Annotated in this window: 16 protein-coding genes; 8 read left to right on the top strand and 8 right to left on the bottom strand. The window is 60.9% G+C overall.

Annotation, left to right across the window (positions count from 1 at the left end):
• Positions 1-10: 10 nt before the first annotated feature.
• Both ACYU81_RS17535 and ACYU81_RS17540 read right to left on the bottom strand, forming a co-directional pair.
• Positions 11-919, bottom strand: coding sequence for an alpha/beta hydrolase (locus tag ACYU81_RS17535; RefSeq protein WP_460988983.1), 909 nt, complete (start codon positions 917-919; stop codon positions 11-13).
• 27 nt (positions 920-946) lie between these two features.
• The gene (locus ACYU81_RS17540; RefSeq protein ID WP_460988984.1) at positions 947-2,368 is read right to left on the bottom strand and encodes an NAD-dependent epimerase/dehydratase family protein; all 1,422 of its coding nucleotides are present in this window, start codon (positions 2,366-2,368) and stop codon (positions 947-949) included.
• A 332-nt stretch (positions 2,369-2,700) separates the two neighbouring features.
• Between ACYU81_RS17540 and ACYU81_RS17545 the strand changes: the two genes are divergently transcribed.
• From ACYU81_RS17545 to trxC, 4 genes are all read left to right on the top strand, one after another.
• Entirely contained in the window at positions 2,701-5,076 is a 2,376-nt protein-coding gene (locus ACYU81_RS17545; protein WP_460988985.1) for a TonB-dependent receptor, read from the top strand.
• A gap of 89 nt (positions 5,077-5,165) precedes the next feature.
• The gene (locus ACYU81_RS17550) at positions 5,166-5,558 is read left to right on the top strand and encodes a VOC family protein (RefSeq protein WP_460988986.1); all 393 of its coding nucleotides are present in this window, start codon (positions 5,166-5,168) and stop codon (positions 5,556-5,558) included.
• Between the two features lie 241 nt (positions 5,559-5,799).
• A complete protein-coding gene (locus ACYU81_RS17555; protein ID WP_460988987.1) occupies positions 5,800-7,836 on the top strand; it encodes a M3 family metallopeptidase in 2,037 nt (678 codons plus the stop codon).
• Positions 7,837-7,854: 18 nt separating this feature from the next.
• Positions 7,855-8,292, top strand: a complete 438-nt coding sequence (gene trxC / locus ACYU81_RS17560) for a thioredoxin TrxC (RefSeq protein ID WP_460988988.1) — start codon at positions 7,855-7,857, stop codon at positions 8,290-8,292.
• On the opposite strand, the gene ACYU81_RS17565 is transcribed toward trxC, so the two are convergent.
• A complete protein-coding gene (locus tag ACYU81_RS17565; RefSeq protein ID WP_460988989.1) occupies positions 8,293-10,317 on the bottom strand; it encodes an elongation factor G in 2,025 nt (674 codons plus the stop codon). It abuts the gene before it with no gap.
• A gap of 232 nt (positions 10,318-10,549) precedes the next feature.
• Between ACYU81_RS17565 and ACYU81_RS17570 the strand changes: the two genes are divergently transcribed.
• The 3 genes from ACYU81_RS17570 (at position 10,550) to ACYU81_RS17580 (ending at position 11,866) form a co-directional block, all read left to right on the top strand.
• Positions 10,550-10,762: a hypothetical protein gene (locus tag ACYU81_RS17570; RefSeq protein WP_449469069.1), complete on the top strand. Its 213-nt coding sequence runs from the start codon at positions 10,550-10,552 to the stop codon at positions 10,760-10,762.
• A 61-nt stretch (positions 10,763-10,823) separates the two neighbouring features.
• A complete protein-coding gene (locus tag ACYU81_RS17575; protein WP_460988990.1) occupies positions 10,824-11,024 on the top strand; it encodes a hypothetical protein in 201 nt (66 codons plus the stop codon).
• A 5-nt stretch (positions 11,025-11,029) separates the two neighbouring features.
• A complete protein-coding gene (locus tag ACYU81_RS17580) occupies positions 11,030-11,866 on the top strand; it encodes an SAM-dependent methyltransferase (RefSeq protein ID WP_460989125.1) in 837 nt (278 codons plus the stop codon).
• Here the strand turns inward: ACYU81_RS17580 and ACYU81_RS17585 are convergent.
• Positions 11,863-12,267: a DUF2147 domain-containing protein gene (locus ACYU81_RS17585; protein WP_460988991.1), complete on the bottom strand. Its 405-nt coding sequence runs from the start codon at positions 12,265-12,267 to the stop codon at positions 11,863-11,865. The genes ACYU81_RS17580 and ACYU81_RS17585 overlap by 4 nt on opposite strands.
• Before the next feature lie 101 nt (positions 12,268-12,368).
• On the opposite strand from ACYU81_RS17585, the gene ACYU81_RS17590 reads away from it, so the two are divergent.
• Entirely contained in the window at positions 12,369-13,085 is a 717-nt protein-coding gene (locus ACYU81_RS17590; RefSeq protein ID WP_460988992.1) for a methyltransferase domain-containing protein, read from the top strand.
• Here the strand turns inward: ACYU81_RS17590 and ACYU81_RS17595 are convergent.
• The 4 genes from ACYU81_RS17595 to ACYU81_RS17610 all read right to left on the bottom strand — a co-directional run bounded on the left by ACYU81_RS17595 (position 13,072) and on the right by ACYU81_RS17610 (position 16,599).
• On the bottom strand, positions 13,072-14,169 hold the full coding sequence (locus ACYU81_RS17595; protein WP_460988993.1) for an NAD(P)/FAD-dependent oxidoreductase: 1,098 nt from the start codon (positions 14,167-14,169) through the stop codon (positions 13,072-13,074). The genes ACYU81_RS17590 and ACYU81_RS17595 overlap by 14 nt on opposite strands.
• Complete coding sequence (locus ACYU81_RS17600) at positions 14,166-15,236, bottom strand: type III polyketide synthase (RefSeq protein ID WP_460988994.1); 1,071 nt, start codon at positions 15,234-15,236, stop codon at positions 14,166-14,168. Before ACYU81_RS17600 ends, ACYU81_RS17595 begins: the two co-directional genes overlap by 4 nt.
• Positions 15,237-15,355: 119 nt before the next feature.
• Complete coding sequence (locus ACYU81_RS17605) at positions 15,356-15,778, bottom strand: nuclear transport factor 2 family protein (RefSeq protein ID WP_460988995.1); 423 nt, start codon at positions 15,776-15,778, stop codon at positions 15,356-15,358.
• Positions 15,779-15,786: 8 nt separating this feature from the next.
• Positions 15,787-16,599, bottom strand: a complete 813-nt coding sequence (locus tag ACYU81_RS17610) for an SDR family NAD(P)-dependent oxidoreductase (RefSeq protein ID WP_460988996.1) — start codon at positions 16,597-16,599, stop codon at positions 15,787-15,789.
• Between the last annotated feature and the right edge of the window lies 1 nt (position 16,600).

The raw sequence follows: 16,600 nt of genomic DNA on the forward strand, positions 1-16,600 counted from the left end.
GTTGACGAACTCAGCGCTTAGGGGCTTCCTTTGCCCCGAAACCATTGAGTTCGATCCAACGGAGCAACGCTTCGGTCCACCCTTGCGTGGCCGTGCCCTTGTCACCCAGGCCGAAACCATGACCGCCACGTTGATAGGCGTGGAACTCGATTGGGCGGCGAGCAGCAATCCAACTTTCGATGAGTGCATAGCCCGCGCGTCCTGACAGCGGATCGTCGGTCGCCATAGCCACGAAGGCGGGGGGCGCGTCGGCCGGTACGTCCACCTTTTCCATCGGCGGATATAGCATGACGGAGAAGGCGGGACGGTCGGCGAGCGGCGCGTCGATGGTCACCCGGATCGTCGTTCGCGCTCCGGCAGAAAAGCCGATCATGCCGACCTTGGCCGGATCGACATGCCATTGGGCTGCGCGCGCGCGGACGAGCTTCAGCGCCGCGATCCCATCGGCGATCGCATAAGGGGGCGTGACGATGCGCAGACCTTCACCGGGCTTGCCGACCCATTCGGTCATTCTGCCCTGCATCATCTTGCCGAAAGCTGGCCAGTCACGCGGGGTCGGGTCCAGCCGGTATTTGAGCACGAAGGCGGCGATGCCCTGATCGGCCAACAGGCGAGCGACCTCCATCCCCTCATGATCCCAGGAAAGCGTCATGAAGCCGCCGCCCGGCGCAATGACCATGGCAGTGCCGGTCGCTTTTGCCGGGTCGGGGAGGACGGGCAGCAAGGCGGCTTCGCTGGTATTGCGGACGCTCATGTTGCCGGATTTGCCGAACCAGATTTCAGGGCCGTTGCCACCGGGCATGAGACCGGTGCCAAGCGGTATCGCCTGCTGCAATTCCGACGGGGCCGACAACTGCGCATTGGCCGCCGTGGCGCCCAAGATCCATGCGATAGCCAAGCACTTCAGGTGATTTTTCATCCCACCTCTCCTTCTATCTTGTCCCGCTCAACCGGCGGCGTCGCCCCATACCTGCGCGAAGAAGGGATTGCGCGCCGCCTCCGCTTCATAGGTGGCGGTATCGAGCATGGTGACGGGGCACCAATGACCGCCTTGGAGGTATAGGCGCGGCGTCATCGTGAAGCGATGACCTACAGCGGACTGCCATTCCACGGGTACGTCCGGGCCATCGAACGAGTTGCCAAGATATTTGCCGCCGCGATATTCCGCCGCTGCCTTCAAATCATCGATCCGCCAATCTTCCGGCGAACGGCTTTCGTCATAGCCATGATCGAGCAAAGCCGGTTCCCGCGAAGGCTGGGCGAAGTGGAAGTCGTCCCAATTGCGGGGAATGGCTTCCCATGCCGCGCGCGATCCGAAATAAGCGCGGATCTTGGCTTCATTATTGGTGGCGAACCAGTTGAGGCTGCCGTCCGGCCCGTTGGCCAGCTTTTCGATCTGTTTTGAAACGACGCCCGGCATCAGCTTGGGCACAATGCGGGCGATCCACGGCATATGCCGTGGGGCTTCGCGGAAATACTCATCGAGCGATTGTTCACGGAAGGGCACCAAGGCTTCGAGCCGGTCGGAGTCAGCATACCATTGGCCGTGGAAATTGCGGGTGGCAAACCAGTGCGGTTTCAGCACCTTGCGGTAATTGGGCATGGATTTCTCCATGAACTCATGATTCACCACGCGCGATGACGCGCCACCGCCAAGATTGTAGAAATTGCGCCAAAATGCATGCGGCACATTGTCGCCGCATAGTGCCGCCATCAAGCGGCCGCTGTCATTGGCGGTAGACCATTCGAACACGCCATTGAGCGGATTGTGGAACATGATCGGATCGAAAATCTTCCACATTTCGAAATGCGCCATCCCGCTTTGGCGCACCGATGCCCAGTGGGTGATACCGCTCTGCGCGACGATCGCTTCGGCCTGTGTCTTTGTAACGGCATAATGATCATAGGCGCTGATCTTGATTGGATCGCCCGTCCGCCCCCAATGCACAGGTGCATTGCGGCTGCCGGTTTCGGCGATGGTGCCGATATAGATGAGCCGTGTCTGCTTGGGATCGCCCACTGCGTGGATCGCATCGACGATATTCTGCGCGCCGCCGACGTTGACACGGGTCACAAGCTCGGCCGGAAGGCGATCCGCAAGCGGTGACACCAGAGCGCCGACATGGAGCACAACATCGGCGCCCTCGACCCCCTTACGGATCGACATAGGGTCGGTGAGGTCGCCCCATATCACCTCGGCCAAGCCACGGCGCTGAACGTCCTTGACAACGGGGTGGGACTTTTCCTCTGGCCTTACCAATATTCGCAGGCGCAGCGTGTCCGCCTTTTCTGCAATGCGCTTCACCGTTTCGCGGCCCATATTGCCGGTGGCCCCGGTCAGGAAAATTGTCTTGCGGCTGTCAGTCATACGGCTCCCTCGAACAAGACCGATGCAATCGCACTTTGCCGTACCAATAACAAGGATGTAGTTGATATGCTCTTCCTGACGGGGACAGGTGATAGCCATCGTGTCAACGAAGAAAGCTATCAGATGAAAATCGGTTCATCTGTATGCGTATGTATAGGTCAGATTTTAGACGTAAATTAGGGAAATGGCCTAACCTCACTGTTGCCCATAAAGCACGGGTTCGTGCGAAAATTTACAAAACATGACTCGCCGGATTGCGGGGTGGCCACACGATCGTTAGCGGCCCTCAACATCGTTGGGACCAAGTCCCTGCTAATCAAGGAAAGGACGTCATGAAGAAGGTGAATGGAATCTCTGCGTTGTTGTGCGGCGCAGCGCTGATCGTCCCCGTCGCTGCCTGGGCGCAGGATGTCGCCAGCGGCGAAGCGGATGGAACGGCTGAAATCGTCGTCACTGCGACGCGCGAATCAAGATCGCTCCAGTCGGTGCCGATGGCCGTCAACGTCGCGACCGGCGAACAGCTCCAGAAGTTCAACATTTTCGACGCGAAGGACGTGCAGCAGCTTGCACCTGGTCTTGAACTGACCAACACCTCGGGCCGCAACAACACAACCACCCTGCGTGGCGTGACCTTCGATCCCGATCAGGGCACCAGCCCGGCGGTTCAGGTCTATTACAACGAAATCCCGACCGACGCGCAGACCGTCTATACCGCTCTTTATGACATTCAGCAGATCGAAGTGCTGCGTGGTCCGCAGGGCTTGCTGCGCGGTCTGTCTTCGCCGGCTGGCTCCATCACCATCGCGACCCGCCGCCCGAACTTCGACGAAATCGAGGGCTATGCGCAGGCGACCGCTACCTCGCGCGATGGCTACAACGTGCAGGCTGGCGTTTCCCTGCCTTTCAACGACACGCTTGCGATCCGCGTCGCTGGCCTGGTCGATGGCAACCGCCTGAACAACGTCCGCAACATCACGACGGGCGAGCGCTCACGCAGCCGCACTGAAAGCGCGCGCGTAACGCTGGGCTGGCGTCCGAGCAGCGACTTCACTGCCTACCTGAGCTACCAGTATCTGTTTGCGGACAACAGCCAGTTTCAGCAAGTTGTCGGTGCTGGCAATGTGCCGGACGGCTTTAACCCGTCGGGGCCGGCTCTTTCTGAGGCGGATTACGCTGCGGTGTCGGACGGCCGGTTCCGCAACCAGAATGAGAGCCACATCGTCAATCTGGCCTTCGATTATGATCTTGGTCCGGCCACCTTGTCCTTCGCAGGCGCTCACCAGTACAGCAGGCTGAAGGCGGAACGCGATCTCGACACGGGCAACGCGATCCCCGATTATGTGCAAACGTCTACCATTGACACGCCCTATAAGGTGGACTCGGCGGAACTGCGCCTGGCGTCCAACAACAAGGAAGGTTTCGGCTGGGGTGTAGGTGCGTTTTACACGAAGCAGACTGGCACCGTTGTGACCAATCAGCGAGCAGACCAGTTCTTTACTCCGCTTCCTGTCGCGTTTGGCGTGTATCTGCCGATCGATACAGAGGTGTTCACTCCGGTGAATGCGCAGACATGGTCGTTCAACGGCAATTTGCGTTACCGTTCCAACGGCTTCTCGATCGAAGGCGGTTTGCGCTATTCCATTATCAAGAATGTGCAAACGACGGACATCTTCCTGACTTCTCCGGGTTATGCCGGTTTCGGCATACCTGCTTTTGAACGATTTGAGGAAGGCGTTCCTGCTGATCTGCAGCGGTTTACGAACAAGCCTCTGACAGGCGGCCTGACGGTTTCCTATGAGTTCAATCCGCGCCTCAACGTGTATCTGGCCTATGGCCACTCCTATCGGGCCGGTAGCACGGGGGTCGCTGTTCCCGCGGGGGTGAGCCGGGACCTGATCCGTACACAACCCGAAAAGACCGATTCTTTCGAAGCCGGTCTGAAGGGCAAGCTGTTCGACAATCGGGTGAATTTCACAGTATCGGCGTTTTACCAGACGCTTGAAAATTATCTGAGCCGGTTCACGGGCATCCAGTATAACTGCCCTGAATTGAACGGGGCCTGCAGTGTCAATGGAACGGCGATCGCCCCTGGAGAACCGACCAACGGCGGCTTCGACTTCAATTATAATGGCGATGCCAAGATCAAGGGGGTGGAAGCTTCCATCGATGGTCGCATCAACGATAATTGGAACTTGGGCATTAGCGCATCCTATGTTCGTGCGCGTTTCGAAGATGCTCGCGTACCTTGCAATGACTACGCAGGTACGGGCGTTCCCAACCAAGACGCTCCTTCACCCGTCATCACTGGCCCGGGCAATGTCAGCTATTGCGTGACCAACGGTCGCCTGTCCCAAACGCCGGACTTCACCCTCACCGCGAATACGGAAATCCGTTTCCCGATGGGTGAGTTTACGCCGTTTGTACGGGCGCTCGTCAACTATCGTCCGGGCTTCTATGCCGACCAGGTCGATTATGACTACCGTTCGCGCACCCTGCTGAACGTTTTTGCGGGCTTCCGCACGGAAGACGATCGGTTCGAGCTGACCGCTTTCGCGAAGAATTTGCTGAACCAGAAGCGGATCACCAACATCAGCCTGGGCACCGCCCAGATCAACACGGCTGCTGGTATCCCCTATGAGTCCGGTTATCGCATCGTGAACGTGACCAATCCGCGCGAATTCGGCCTGACCGGAATGTTCCGGTTCTAATCTTGATCCTGTCGTTCGTTTAGGATCACAGAGGGCCAGTGGAGACCATCCACTGGCCCTTTTCTTGTATCTTTCGTGGAGTAGGATGAATGACCTCGCATTTTGGTTTTACAAAGCTTGTGGTGCAAGACCTGGAGGGCACCGCCACCTTCTACAAGGATGTCGCGGGCCTAGTTGAAATGGCGCGGATTCAGGATACGGTCGGCGATCGGCAGATCGATGAAATCCTGTTCAATGCTACGGGCGAAGGCGGCGCTACCTTCGTTTTGTTCAAGTTTCTGGATCGGGATGCCCCTGCACAGGATGAGGTGATCCTGGGATTCCAGACGAGCGATCTTGAGGCGTTTGTCGAGCGGGTCCAAAAGGCTGGCGGCAACGTTGTGCAGCCGATTGAAGTCAGGGAAGCTCATGGTGTGAAGGTTGCCTTCGTGACCGATACCGAGGGGCATCTGATCGAGGTTGTGGAATTGCTGGCCAGGTGAAAAAGGCGGCGCGAGGTGTTCACGCCGCCGACCAACCATTCTCCGCTCTATGCGCCAGTGGCGGATCGGCTATCCGCAGCGGGACGACGGCTCTTGTCATGTCGGTCCTGGCGATCAACGGGGTGGACGCTCGCTAAGATTGTGTCGGCGAGGTAGCGACAGAGAGCTTGAAGAGCAGGGTGCCATGGCCCAATTAAGGGGCTTCCCTAGCCCGTTTGGGCTGCCCCAGCCAAGAGTAGCCATGACTTCGCTCAACCCCCTCCTTGCCGATACCGACCTGCCCGATTTCGCCGCCATCGAGGCAGCACATGTGGTTCCCGCCATAGAGGAAAGGATTGACCAGCACCGCGCGGCGATCGAGCAGATTACGTCTGGGCAAGCTGATGACTTCGGCAGCGTCATACTGGCGGCGGAGCGGGCGGACTTTCTCCTGTCGCGCACATGGTCGCCCATCGGTCATCTTGCAGGGGTAGCCGACACCCCGGAATTGCGGGAAGCACACGCTTCGGCACAGGCCTTGATGACGGCTTATCTGATGGAGGCGGGGCAGAACCGGGCGCATCATGATGCGGTCGCGCGCATGGCCGATCGGTCCGATTTTGCCGATTTGGGTCCTGCGCAGAAGCGGGCCGTCGAATTGGCGCTGCGTGCCTTCCGTCTGGCAGGCGTAGCTTTGGAGGGGGATGCCCGCCAGCGCTTCCTCGATATTGGCGTGGCGCTGAGCGACCTTAGCACTCGCTTCGGCAACGCCGTGCTGGACGCGACGGAAGCGTGGAGCGAGCATGTGACCGACGAGGCGGCGCTGGCCGGGGTGCCGGAAAGCGACAAGGCCATTCTTGCCGCCTATGCGCAGGAAAAGGGCCTGCCGGGTTGGTTGATCACTCTGCGCCAGCCCAGCGTGCTGGCGATCCTGCTTCACGCCGACGATCGGGCATTGCGGGAGCGCGTTTATCGCGCCCACAATACACGCGCGTCTGATCAGTCAAATGATCGCAGCCATGATAATAGCGAGCGGATCGACCAGATCATGGCGCTGAGGCATGAAGCGGCGCAGATATTGGGCTTCAACGATTCCGCCGCGCACTCGCTTGAAACCAAGATGGCGGCGGATGCGGACGAGGCGCTGGCCTTCCTGGCTGACCTTGCCCAGCGTGCCCGCCCGGTCGGCGAGAAGGAACTGGGGGAGGCGCGAGCCTTTGCCGCTGAGCATTTTGCTTTGACCGAACTTTATCCGTGGCACCTGTCCTACGTCGCCGAAGCGATGCGGCGGACGTTGCATGGGGTCGATCAGGAAGCGCTGAAAGCCTATTTCCCCTTGCCGCGTGTGCTGGCGGGTACGCAGAAGCTGATCGAGCGGCTTTTCGATGTGCGCCTGATAGAGCGGGAAGCTGTTTCCACCTGGCATCCCGATGTCCTGTTCTATGACGTGCTGGATGCGAGCGGCGAGATTGTGGCGGGGGTCTATCTCGACCTGTTCGCGCGGGCGGGTAAGCGTGGTGGGGCATGGATGGATGTGTGCCGGGCGCGGTTCCGGGATGCCGATGCGTTTCATCGGCCGATTGCCTATCTGACCACCAACTTCGCGCCGCCTGCGGGTGATCGTCCCTCATTGGTGACGCATAATGATGTGGTGACGCTGTTCCATGAATTCGGTCATGTGCTGCACCATCTGCTGACGGAGGTCGATCTGCCTTCGGTCGGTGGCATTTCGGGCGTCGAATGGGATGCGGTCGAGCTGCCCAGCCAGTTCATGGAGAATTTCGCTTGGGAAAAGGACACGCTGATCGGCCTGTCCGGGCATGTGGATACGGGCGAACCATTGCCTGAACCTCTGTTTGACCGGCTGCTTGCCGCGCGGCAGTTTCAGGCGGGGTTGGCATTGTTGCGCCAGATCGAATTTGCGACCTTCGACCTGCTGCTGCATCGCGACTATGATCCGGCGCAGGGGGCGCGGGTGTTGCAGACGCTGGAACAGGTGCGAGCGGCGGTGGCTGTCGTCCATCCGCCTGAATGGAACCGCTTTGCCCATGCGTTCAGCCATATTTTCGCGGGCGGATATGCGGCGGGCTATTATTCCTACCTCTGGGCTGAACTTCTGTCGGCCGACGCTTTCGAGATATTCTCTCATGCCGATCTGCCGGGGGGAGGCGCCACCGCCTTCCGCCGCGAGATATTGGCGGCGGGCGCCAGCCGTTCCGCAGCCGAGAATTTTCGGGCTTTCGCCGGACGCGCGCCACAAGTCGATGCCTTGCTTCGATCACGCGGGCTGGCGGCCTAAACAGAAGGCCATTACAGCATGGACGGACCCCTTGTGATCAGTTGCCCGGCCTGCGCTACGCTGAACCGTGTGCCGAAGGAACGGTTGGGCGAGGGGCGTTGCGGGCGGTGCAAGCAGGCATTGTTCCAGGGTCGGCCGGTGACGCTGACCAGCGCCAATTTTTCGCAGCATGCGGTGAGCAGCGACGTCCCGCTCATCATCGATTTCTGGGCGAGCTGGTGCGGTCCCTGCCGCCAGATGGCGCCAGCCTTCGAAGCCGCCGCCGCGCAGCTGGAACCACATGCCCGGCTGGGGAAGATTGATACGGAAGCGGACGCCGATCTTGCCGCCCGCTATGCGATACGCAGCATTCCTTCGCTGGTCATCGTCTACAAGGGACGGGAAATCGCGCGCAATCCGGGCGCTATGCCGATGGCCGCGATCGTCAGTTGGGCGCGGCATCATCTGCCTGCGTGATCAGGCGGGCTCCTTGACCCGCTGGACGATGCTGCTGGCGAGTTTCGGCGCGACTTCCGCAAGATGATCGAAATGCGCTTCGAAATGAGCCATGCCCTGGCTCATCGAACGGATTTCCGCCTCCAGCCCTTGCAGTCCCGCTTCCGGTAGCAGGACTTCAATCACATCCCAGGCCGACCAACCTTCGCGGCTCGTCATCCGCAGCATTTGACCGCGACGGCTCGCCACGGCGGAGGTGATGCGGGATGATGCGGTGCCTGGCGTCATGATCGTCACATGCGCGACCGGCTCCAGCAGATAGGGGGAGGCGGCGGTCAGCGCGTCGCTCATCGCTATCCGTCCGGCGGTGCGGAAAGCGAGTTCGGAGCTGTCGACGCTGTGAAAGGAGCCATCGACCAAAGTCGCCGCGACATCGACCACGGGAAAGCCGAGAGGGCCTTTTGCCTGGGCGTCATGCACGCCTTTTTCGACGGCGGGAATCCACTGCTTGGGTATCGCGCCCCCCGTGATCCGTTCCTCGAAACGAAGGCCCTCTCCCCGTTCCAGAGGGCGCACTTCCAGCACGACATCGCCGAACTGACCATGGCCGCCGGACTGTTTTTTGTGCCGCCCGCGTTGCGTGACCGCTTTTCGGATCGATTCCCTGTAGGCGATCGTCGGCGGCTGTACCGATACCGCCACGCCATAGCGGCGCTTCAGACGGGCCAGCGCGACGTTCAGATGCTCGTCACTCACGCCGTGAAGCAAGGTCTCTCGTGATGCTTCGTCCTGGCTCCAGTGGAGGGCGTGATCTTCCTCCGCCAGCCGATTGAGGGCGGTGGACAGGCGCACCTCGTCCTTATGATCCTTCGCGGCGATCGCTACCGCGCAATTGGTTGCCGGTCGATCAGCGAGCAGCCCGTCGCCGCCGGGTTTGGCCGCGATGCCGATCAGGTCACCTGCCTTTATCGTGTCGATCTTGGCAATGCCGACGATCGCGCCCGGTTCGGCGGCGGCGATCTTGGTTGTGGCAAGACCCTGGAGTGCAAATATCCCGCCCGCGCGCAGGGATTGACCGCCATTGTCCTGGAGGTCGGCGCCGTCGTGCAAATTGCCGGCGAACAGCCGCGCGATCGCCAGGCGGCCTACCGTTGCCGCATGGGAAATCTTCAGCACCTGTGCCGCTGCTCCGGTGATGCCCAGTCGCTCCGCCGTTTTCGCGGGGGCAGGTGTGTCATGCCGTAGCATCTTGAGCAGGCGGCGGATACCAAAGCCATTGGCGGCGGAACCGAACAGCACCGGCACGATGAGACCGCTGGCGGTTTCCTGTGCGAGATCGGCGAAGATGGTTTGAAGGCTTGGCTGTTCGTCCGACAAGAGCTGTTCAAGCAGGATGTCGTCATGATCGGCCAGTTGTTCCAGCATATGGAAGCGCGCCTGGCTTTCATCAGCCTTCAACTCTTCGGCGAGTGCGATCTGCTGCGATTGCTTGCCTGCCTCATAATGATAGGCCCGTTCCAGCGCGAGATCGACGAAGCCGTCGACCCGATCGCCCGACCGGATCGGGATTTGCCGGGCGACGAGCGCGGCGGCGCTCATCGGGGCGACGGCCGTAAGCAGATCCTGGATGCTGCCACGCGCCTGCTCAATCTTATTGACGAACAGGGCGTGCGGAACGCCTGCGCGTTCGAGCTTGCGTAGCGTGGGTTCTGCCAGAGGGGCGCGGGCCGGGTCGGGATCGATCACGACGATGGCGAGGTCGACCGCATTGAGAGCGATGGCTGCATCATCGGCAAAGCTGGGCGAGCCCGGAATATCGACGAGGGAGAAATGATCTCCCATCCATTCGAACTGCATGAGGTTGAGTTCGGTGGAGCTTCCCCGCTCTCGCGCTTCCGGACTTGCATCGCCGACGCTGGTGCCAGCTTCGACCGATCCCTGTCGCGAAACAGCCCCGCTGATGTGCATGATAGCTTCCGCGAGGCTGGTTTTACCCGCTCCGGCGGGGCCGATCAGCGCAATGGAGCGCGATTGCGTGCCGCTCATCCTTGCTCTCCTCATCCCGTCTTTCGTGGCGAAGACGGTTCTTCTGACGGAGCGATGTTCTGCCTATCGCGGGGGGAACGCAAGGGGGCTTCGACCGGATCGCGCCACCGCCCGGCTAAGCGCACATGCAGTTGCGAGATGTGCATTGCGATCATTCATAATAGTCGTCCTTATCTGCCGGAACTGGTTCAACCGCCGTTCGATTAATTAAAGCGCGGAGAAAGGTGAGCTGATGCCCAAGGATGAAGAGCGGCGGCAGCGGCGAAATGCCAAGCGATGGCTGTGGGCGATCGTTGCTGCGGGTCTGGCTCTGGCCGCGCTGATAGCTTATACCAGCCTGCGTGCACCCGATCCGGCATCGCGAAGGTCAGATGTGGCGGTCCCGGCCTCTGCAACCGCAGCACCAGTTGGGGACGACACCCGGAACGAATCGCCGCATCGGTAATTGCAATCTTTGCGATCCCTGCACGAGGGACCGATCTTCCTCATTTTCAGGAGTTTGATCGATGTCGCTAACCGGACTTACTGCCATCATCATCCTGATCGCTGCGGCCCTGCTCGGCCTGGTGCTTTATGCGCGTAATCGGGGGAGGTTGAGTAGCGGAGCCGCGTTAATCGCGGCCCTCGTCATCATCGCTGCGGCTTCCGTCACGATGATGTATCCGTCTTTCCTGACCGCGACGCACGCGGATCGGCCGGTGCCTTGAGCCGCATGATTGTTCCCGATCAAGCGCCGGATTCACGAAGCGTTGCACTTCACTATGATGAGCTTGACCTCGCCTATCGTCGCATCTGGGGCGATCATGTTCACCACGGATATTGGCGCACCGGGACCGAAACGCCTGAGCGGGCCGCTGCCGAGTTGGTGGCTGCGGTGGAGCAAAGGCTTGGCATAGAGGCTGGGCACCGTATTTGCGACATTGGTTGCGGATATGGGGCGGCAGCGGCCGATATCCTGACACGCCATGATGTGTCGATCGTCGGCCTGACGCTATCGGCGGCCCAGCACGCAATTGCGCAAGAGCGTTCGCCACGCTTTACCTGTCTGGTGCGGGATTGGTTGGACAACGGCCTGGAAACGGCGTCGTTCGACCGCGCTTATGCGATCGAAAGTTCCGAGCATATGACGGATAAGCCGCGCTTCTTCACCGAGGCAAGACGCATATTGCGGCCGGGCGGCCGTCTGGTCGTGTGCGCCTGGCTGGAGGGGGAGGGGGCGTCCGCTTGGGAGGTGCGGCATTTGCTCCTGCCGATATGCAAGGAGGGCAGGTTGCCCAGCATGGGAAGCCGGGAAGATTATCTGACATTGGCCTCTGACGCTGGATTTCGCCTGGTGGATTATCGGGACATCAGCCGGGAGGTGCGCCGGACTTGGTCGATATGCCTTGGTCGTTTGGCGAAGAGCGTGTTGAGCGACCGGGACATCCGTCGGCTTGCGATTGGCCGCGCCACGATGAGCCGCGATTTCGTATTGAGCCTTCCGCGCCTCATCCTTGCGCTACGCACAGGGGCGATGCGGTATGGGATATTCCAGTGGGAAGCGGTCTAGCCGCCGTGGGTCCAGCGTCGCGATTCACAGATGAATAGCACGCAGCCGGTGAGCTTCAGCGATCCGTCAGGGTTGCGCGCCAGTGACGAGCGATAGCTCTTGCCGCTTTTCGGATCATAGGCCCGCCCGCCCGTCCATGTGGAACCGGATCGGTTGAAATCCCAGAGGGTAAGAAGGCCCGCCAGAGGCCGCGCGCGAAGGCGAGGGTTCGGGTTGTGCACGTCTGTCTTGGGGACATCGGCACCCGTATCGAGCACTCGCACGATACGACCGCACAGTTTCGCGCCGCACGGCTCGATCCTGACAAGGCCCTTGCCATCGTCCGTCACCCATAGACCGGCTACGTCGGTTGCAGGAACCGCAGCCGAAGAGGCGAGCAAGAGGAGGGAAGCCGCCAGCATTGTCATACTCCTATCCGCCCCCGCCCTTGCACGGTGAGACAAAAACTGTGGCGCATCAACTGCTTTCTCCGTGGTAGAATGATCGCGGGAGAAGACGAGACATGGTAAAGCTCATCACAAGATCGCGTCAGGAAGAGCAGATGGACGCGCCCGATCTCGATCCGGCGGTATATGAGCGGGTTCTGCATGATCTGGCGCGGGTCAATCGATGGACGTTCACAGCCTGGCCCACCATCGCCTTTCTCCAACGCGCGGTAGGACAGGCAAGACATTTCCGCCTGCTCGATGTCGGATTTGGCGACGGCGATGTTCTGCGCGCGATTGCCCGATGGGCGCGGCGCCGGGGTATCGATGCTGAGCTGATCGGCGTGGACCTGAATGAAAAGAGTTTGCAGGCGGCCCGGCATGCGACCCCGTCCGACCTGTCGATCGATTATCGGGCTGGCGACTATCTCGATCAGCCGGAACCGTTCGACTTCATCATTTCAAGCCAGGTCACGCATCATATGACCGACTCGCAACTGATGACCTTCCTGCGTCATATGGAAGCGAAAGCGAGGATGGGCTGGTTGATCTGCGACCTGCACCGACATGGCTTTGCGCATTGGGGCTTCCCCATTCTGGCGCGACTGCTGCGCGTCCACAGGATCGTGCGGGAAGACGGTCAATTATCGATCGCCCGATCGTTCCGGCGTCGGGAGTGGATCGATCTGCTGGCGCAGGCTGGCATGTCCGAGGATCAGGTGCGGATAGTGCGCCGTTTCGCCTTTCGCCTGTGCGTGGAGCGTGTGCGGGAGACGCCGCTTATCCTTTCCTGATCCGGGTGAGGGATGCGGCGCCGGTTCCCAGTCCGGGTGCGAACCGTAGCAGCGACATGAGGACGCTGCGGGTCAGGGGTGCTGCGGCGCCATGGCGTAGGGCTTCGGCAATGCCGACAGGCCGCGCGCATTGCCGCCGCCACTTGTCCTGCCATGCCGGTGAAGCTTCAGGTCCTGCGGCCAGCATTGCTCCGGCGGCGCTCGCTCCGCTGGCCAGGGCGATGGCGATACCGTCGCCTGCGAGGGAGGCTATGACGGCGCTCTGATCGCCGATGCGAAAGACGCCTTTGTGGCTTTGCGGCGCGCGCCAGCCGTAGGGTACGCCCGCTACGGCATCGAAATGGGTTGGGATGCCTTGAAGCCGTTCGGTGAGCAGCGGCGCCTCCTGTTGCAACTCGTCTAGCAGCGTGGGAACGCTCCCCGCTGTAGTGAGCCGATCTCTGCTTACCGACAGGCAGAGATTGACCGACCCATCCTCCTGCAACAGCAGTCCTGCATAGCCCTGGTTAAACAGGTGCAGTTCAACGAAGCCAGACAGCGCGCAATGCAATGCGGAGGACGCAGGGAGAGAAGTGCGTAGCCCGATCGATGAGCTTGAGAAATCCCGGGCCACACCGCGCAGCTCATGCTTGCCGACGCCTATGAACAGGGCGTCTGCGGTAAGGGTCTTCCCATTGTCAAAGCGCACGGCGCGGCTATCTGGATCGGCTGTGCGGGCTGTTCGGCCTCGGCTGACGATAGCACCGGCGTCGGCCGCTGCCTCGATAAGAGCATTGTCCAGGACGTGGCGGGAAATGCCGCCGGCTGTGGCGGGCAGGGCGGCTTCGACGCAGCGTGTTCCCGTGGCCAGCCTGAAGCGTCTTATGGGCCGAGCCCCAAGCTTCCAGGGGTCCACCCCCAATTCCATAAGGCCAGCGATCGCGTCCCAGCCAAGGAAGCCGCCGCATACGCCAGCGCGGGCAGCGGCATGGCGTTCCACCAGATGCGGCCTCATTCCGGCACGGGCAAGCGTGATGGCAGCGGCCGAGCCAGCCGGGCCGCCGCCTATGATGAGCGCCTCTAGCTTGGCCGCTCCTGGCATCATCCGGCTCGCGAAAAGCGGAATCCTTCCGCAGCGACGCCCGGTCCGAAGGCGAGCGCGACGCCGGGGCCGTGGCTCCCTTCATCGAGCAGGTCGCTGAGGATAAACATCAGCGTTGCGGACGACATGTTGCCATGGCGCGCGAGGATGCCGCGAGACACGGCCAGAGCATCGGGTTGTAGGTCCATGCCGTTTTCGACTGCGTCCAATATGGACCGGCCCCCGGCATGAACCGCCCAATTCGCGACCGATGCGGGATCAATAGAACCGCAAACCCGGTCCCTGACGCCCTTGTCTCGCAGAGCGGTCTGAATGCGGCTCGGGACTTCGCCGGACAGGTGCATGACGAAACCGGCGTCGCCGATCTCCCAACGGATGAGATCGGCAGAACCTTCCAGATTGATCGCGAAGGGCGCATCCATCGCGAAACCGCGATCCTGCGCGCTGACCAGTGCCGCCGCCGCGCCATCGCCGAATTGCAGCATCATCAGCAATCTTTCGACCTGCTGTTCCCGCTGAAGGTGAAGCGAGGACAGTTCGACGGTGACCACCAGCACGCGCGCGTCGGGCTCCGACCGCACGATATGTCGCGCAGTCCGAAGCGCCGCGACCGCTGCGTAACAGCCCATGAAACCTACAAGTGTCCGCTCCACACCGACCAGACCCAGCGCGTCGGCGATGATCTGATCGACGCCGGGAGCGACGAAGCCGGTGCAACTGGCAACGACCAGATGGGTAATGCCATCGAGAACTATCTTTGCGCGCAAGGCGTCGATGGCTCGCAGGGCCAATTCAGGGGCGTAGCGATGATAGAGTTGCATGCGTTGCGATGTCGAAGGCATGGCGTCCGCATAAAAGCCGCCGGGATCGACAGGTGAGGCTTCCGCGTCCACTTGGGGAAGGACCGACCAGCGATGATTGATGCCGCTGCGCTCTGCCATGCGGACGAACAGGCTGCGCGCCCGTTCATCCACTAATTGCTGACTGGCCCATCGAATGAAAGGGGAATGCACATCCTGGTCAGGAACGGCGCAACCTATCGCGTTTATGCAGGCACGTCTTTCGTTCATTGCATTCCACTTTGTTGCCCGGATCTACAACGCCGACGATGCGGTATATGATCCGGGCTGGACAGGGTCCAACATGTGTAGCGCGATTTTGATTGCTTCCCAATGAATTGGGATTTGCGTTAGCCGTGACGAACCGTCACGGGCACCTTTTCCTCCCACAACAGTTCGAGCTTACGCCGGGTAAAGCGCCACGCGTCTCCATCACGACGCCATTCATCGAGATAACGGATCGTCCAGCGCAAAATCTGGTCCGCGTCGTTGAGCAAATGGTCGGCGGTGCAATAGGTCTCACCGCTGGCCCTATCACCGTCGATCATAACTGTCTGGTTATGGACGCGGTGGAAGGTCGAGCGGAACATCTGCGCGAGTCCGTCGATCGACATCAATGTGGCCTCCAGTCCTTCTGTGACGAAGCCGGGTCCTTCAATCCGGCAGTCATCCGCCAGCACGGATCGCCACAGCTGCTTGTCCTTCCGATCCGCACCCTGAGCGTAGATTTCCGCCGAGCGCCGGAGCGCTGCTTCGTCGATCAGCTTGTTCATCGCGCCGCTCACAAGTTCATTCCGTTGCCAGTAACGATCGGCATGTTGGTCCAGGTCCCGTTGATATCGCGAATCCATCCCGCCGCCGCCAGCGAACCGCCGTCAACGTTGATGGCCGTTCCCGTGACCCAGGACGCAAGCGGGCTGGCGAGGTAGAGCGCCGCGCCTGCACAGTCGTCCGGATGGCCGAAGCGGCCGAGCGGCACCCATCTTTGCACATGCTCGCGGTTTTCCGGCGGCACCATGTAGTCGATCGGGGTCTGGGGTGTGTCCGTGGTTTCCGGAGCGATGTCATTCACCCTGATGCCGAGCGGCGCGAGTTCCAGAGCAAGGCTTTTGGTAAAGCCCGTTATCCCCCATTTGGCGGCGGCATAGACGGAGCAGTTGGGAATGCCGCGATAGGCTTCGATGGAGGTGATGTTGATGATGGAACTGCCCGGCGCTGATGCCTTCAAAAGCGGGAGCAGGCGGTTCGTCACGTGCATGAGACTGATCAGGTTGAGGCCGACAATTTCCTGCATCTCATCGCGTGAGAGATCGGAAAATGCTTTGGCATGAAGGAAATGGCCGACATTGTTCACAAGGATATCGAGCTTGCCGCCCGTTTCCTGTTTCAGCCGGTCGGCCAGTGCATCAACCTGTTGTGGATCGTTGACGTCGCATTGGATTGCCCTACCGACGGTGAAATTGGCGCAGCGTTCCGGATCGATCTCCGCAATGAAGACCTGTGCGCCTTGCCGTGCAAAAGCGTCGGCGCAGGCGCGTCCGATCCCCGCGCCGCCGCCAGTCACCAAAACCGTCTTGCCCGTGAAATCCAGCATC

Source organism: Sphingobium sp. TomTYG75, assembly GCF_054771635.1.

Coding starts and splice junctions, on each gene's coding strand:
- ACYU81_RS17535 (WP_460988983.1), bottom strand. CDS start 919: ATGAAAAATCACCTGAAGTGCTTGGCTATCGCATGGATCTTGGGCGCC.
- ACYU81_RS17540 (WP_460988984.1), bottom strand. CDS start 2,368: ATGACTGACAGCCGCAAGACAATTTTCCTGACCGGGGCCACCGGCAAT.
- ACYU81_RS17545 (WP_460988985.1), top strand. CDS start 2,701: ATGAAGAAGGTGAATGGAATCTCTGCGTTGTTGTGCGGCGCAGCGCTG.
- ACYU81_RS17550 (WP_460988986.1), top strand. CDS start 5,166: ATGACCTCGCATTTTGGTTTTACAAAGCTTGTGGTGCAAGACCTGGAG.
- ACYU81_RS17555 (WP_460988987.1), top strand. CDS start 5,800: ATGACTTCGCTCAACCCCCTCCTTGCCGATACCGACCTGCCCGATTTC.
- trxC (WP_460988988.1), top strand. CDS start 7,855: ATGGACGGACCCCTTGTGATCAGTTGCCCGGCCTGCGCTACGCTGAAC.
- ACYU81_RS17565 (WP_460988989.1), bottom strand. CDS start 10,317: ATGAGCGGCACGCAATCGCGCTCCATTGCGCTGATCGGCCCCGCCGGA.
- ACYU81_RS17570 (WP_449469069.1), top strand. CDS start 10,550: ATGCCCAAGGATGAAGAGCGGCGGCAGCGGCGAAATGCCAAGCGATGG.
- ACYU81_RS17575 (WP_460988990.1), top strand. CDS start 10,824: ATGTCGCTAACCGGACTTACTGCCATCATCATCCTGATCGCTGCGGCC.
- ACYU81_RS17580 (WP_460989125.1), top strand. CDS start 11,030: ATGATTGTTCCCGATCAAGCGCCGGATTCACGAAGCGTTGCACTTCAC.
- ACYU81_RS17585 (WP_460988991.1), bottom strand. CDS start 12,267: ATGCTGGCGGCTTCCCTCCTCTTGCTCGCCTCTTCGGCTGCGGTTCCT.
- ACYU81_RS17590 (WP_460988992.1), top strand. CDS start 12,369: ATGGTAAAGCTCATCACAAGATCGCGTCAGGAAGAGCAGATGGACGCG.
- ACYU81_RS17595 (WP_460988993.1), bottom strand. CDS start 14,169: ATGATGCCAGGAGCGGCCAAGCTAGAGGCGCTCATCATAGGCGGCGGC.
- ACYU81_RS17600 (WP_460988994.1), bottom strand. CDS start 15,236: ATGAACGAAAGACGTGCCTGCATAAACGCGATAGGTTGCGCCGTTCCT.
- ACYU81_RS17605 (WP_460988995.1), bottom strand. CDS start 15,778: ATGAACAAGCTGATCGACGAAGCAGCGCTCCGGCGCTCGGCGGAAATC.
- ACYU81_RS17610 (WP_460988996.1), bottom strand. CDS start 16,599: ATGCTGGATTTCACGGGCAAGACGGTTTTGGTGACTGGCGGCGGCGCG.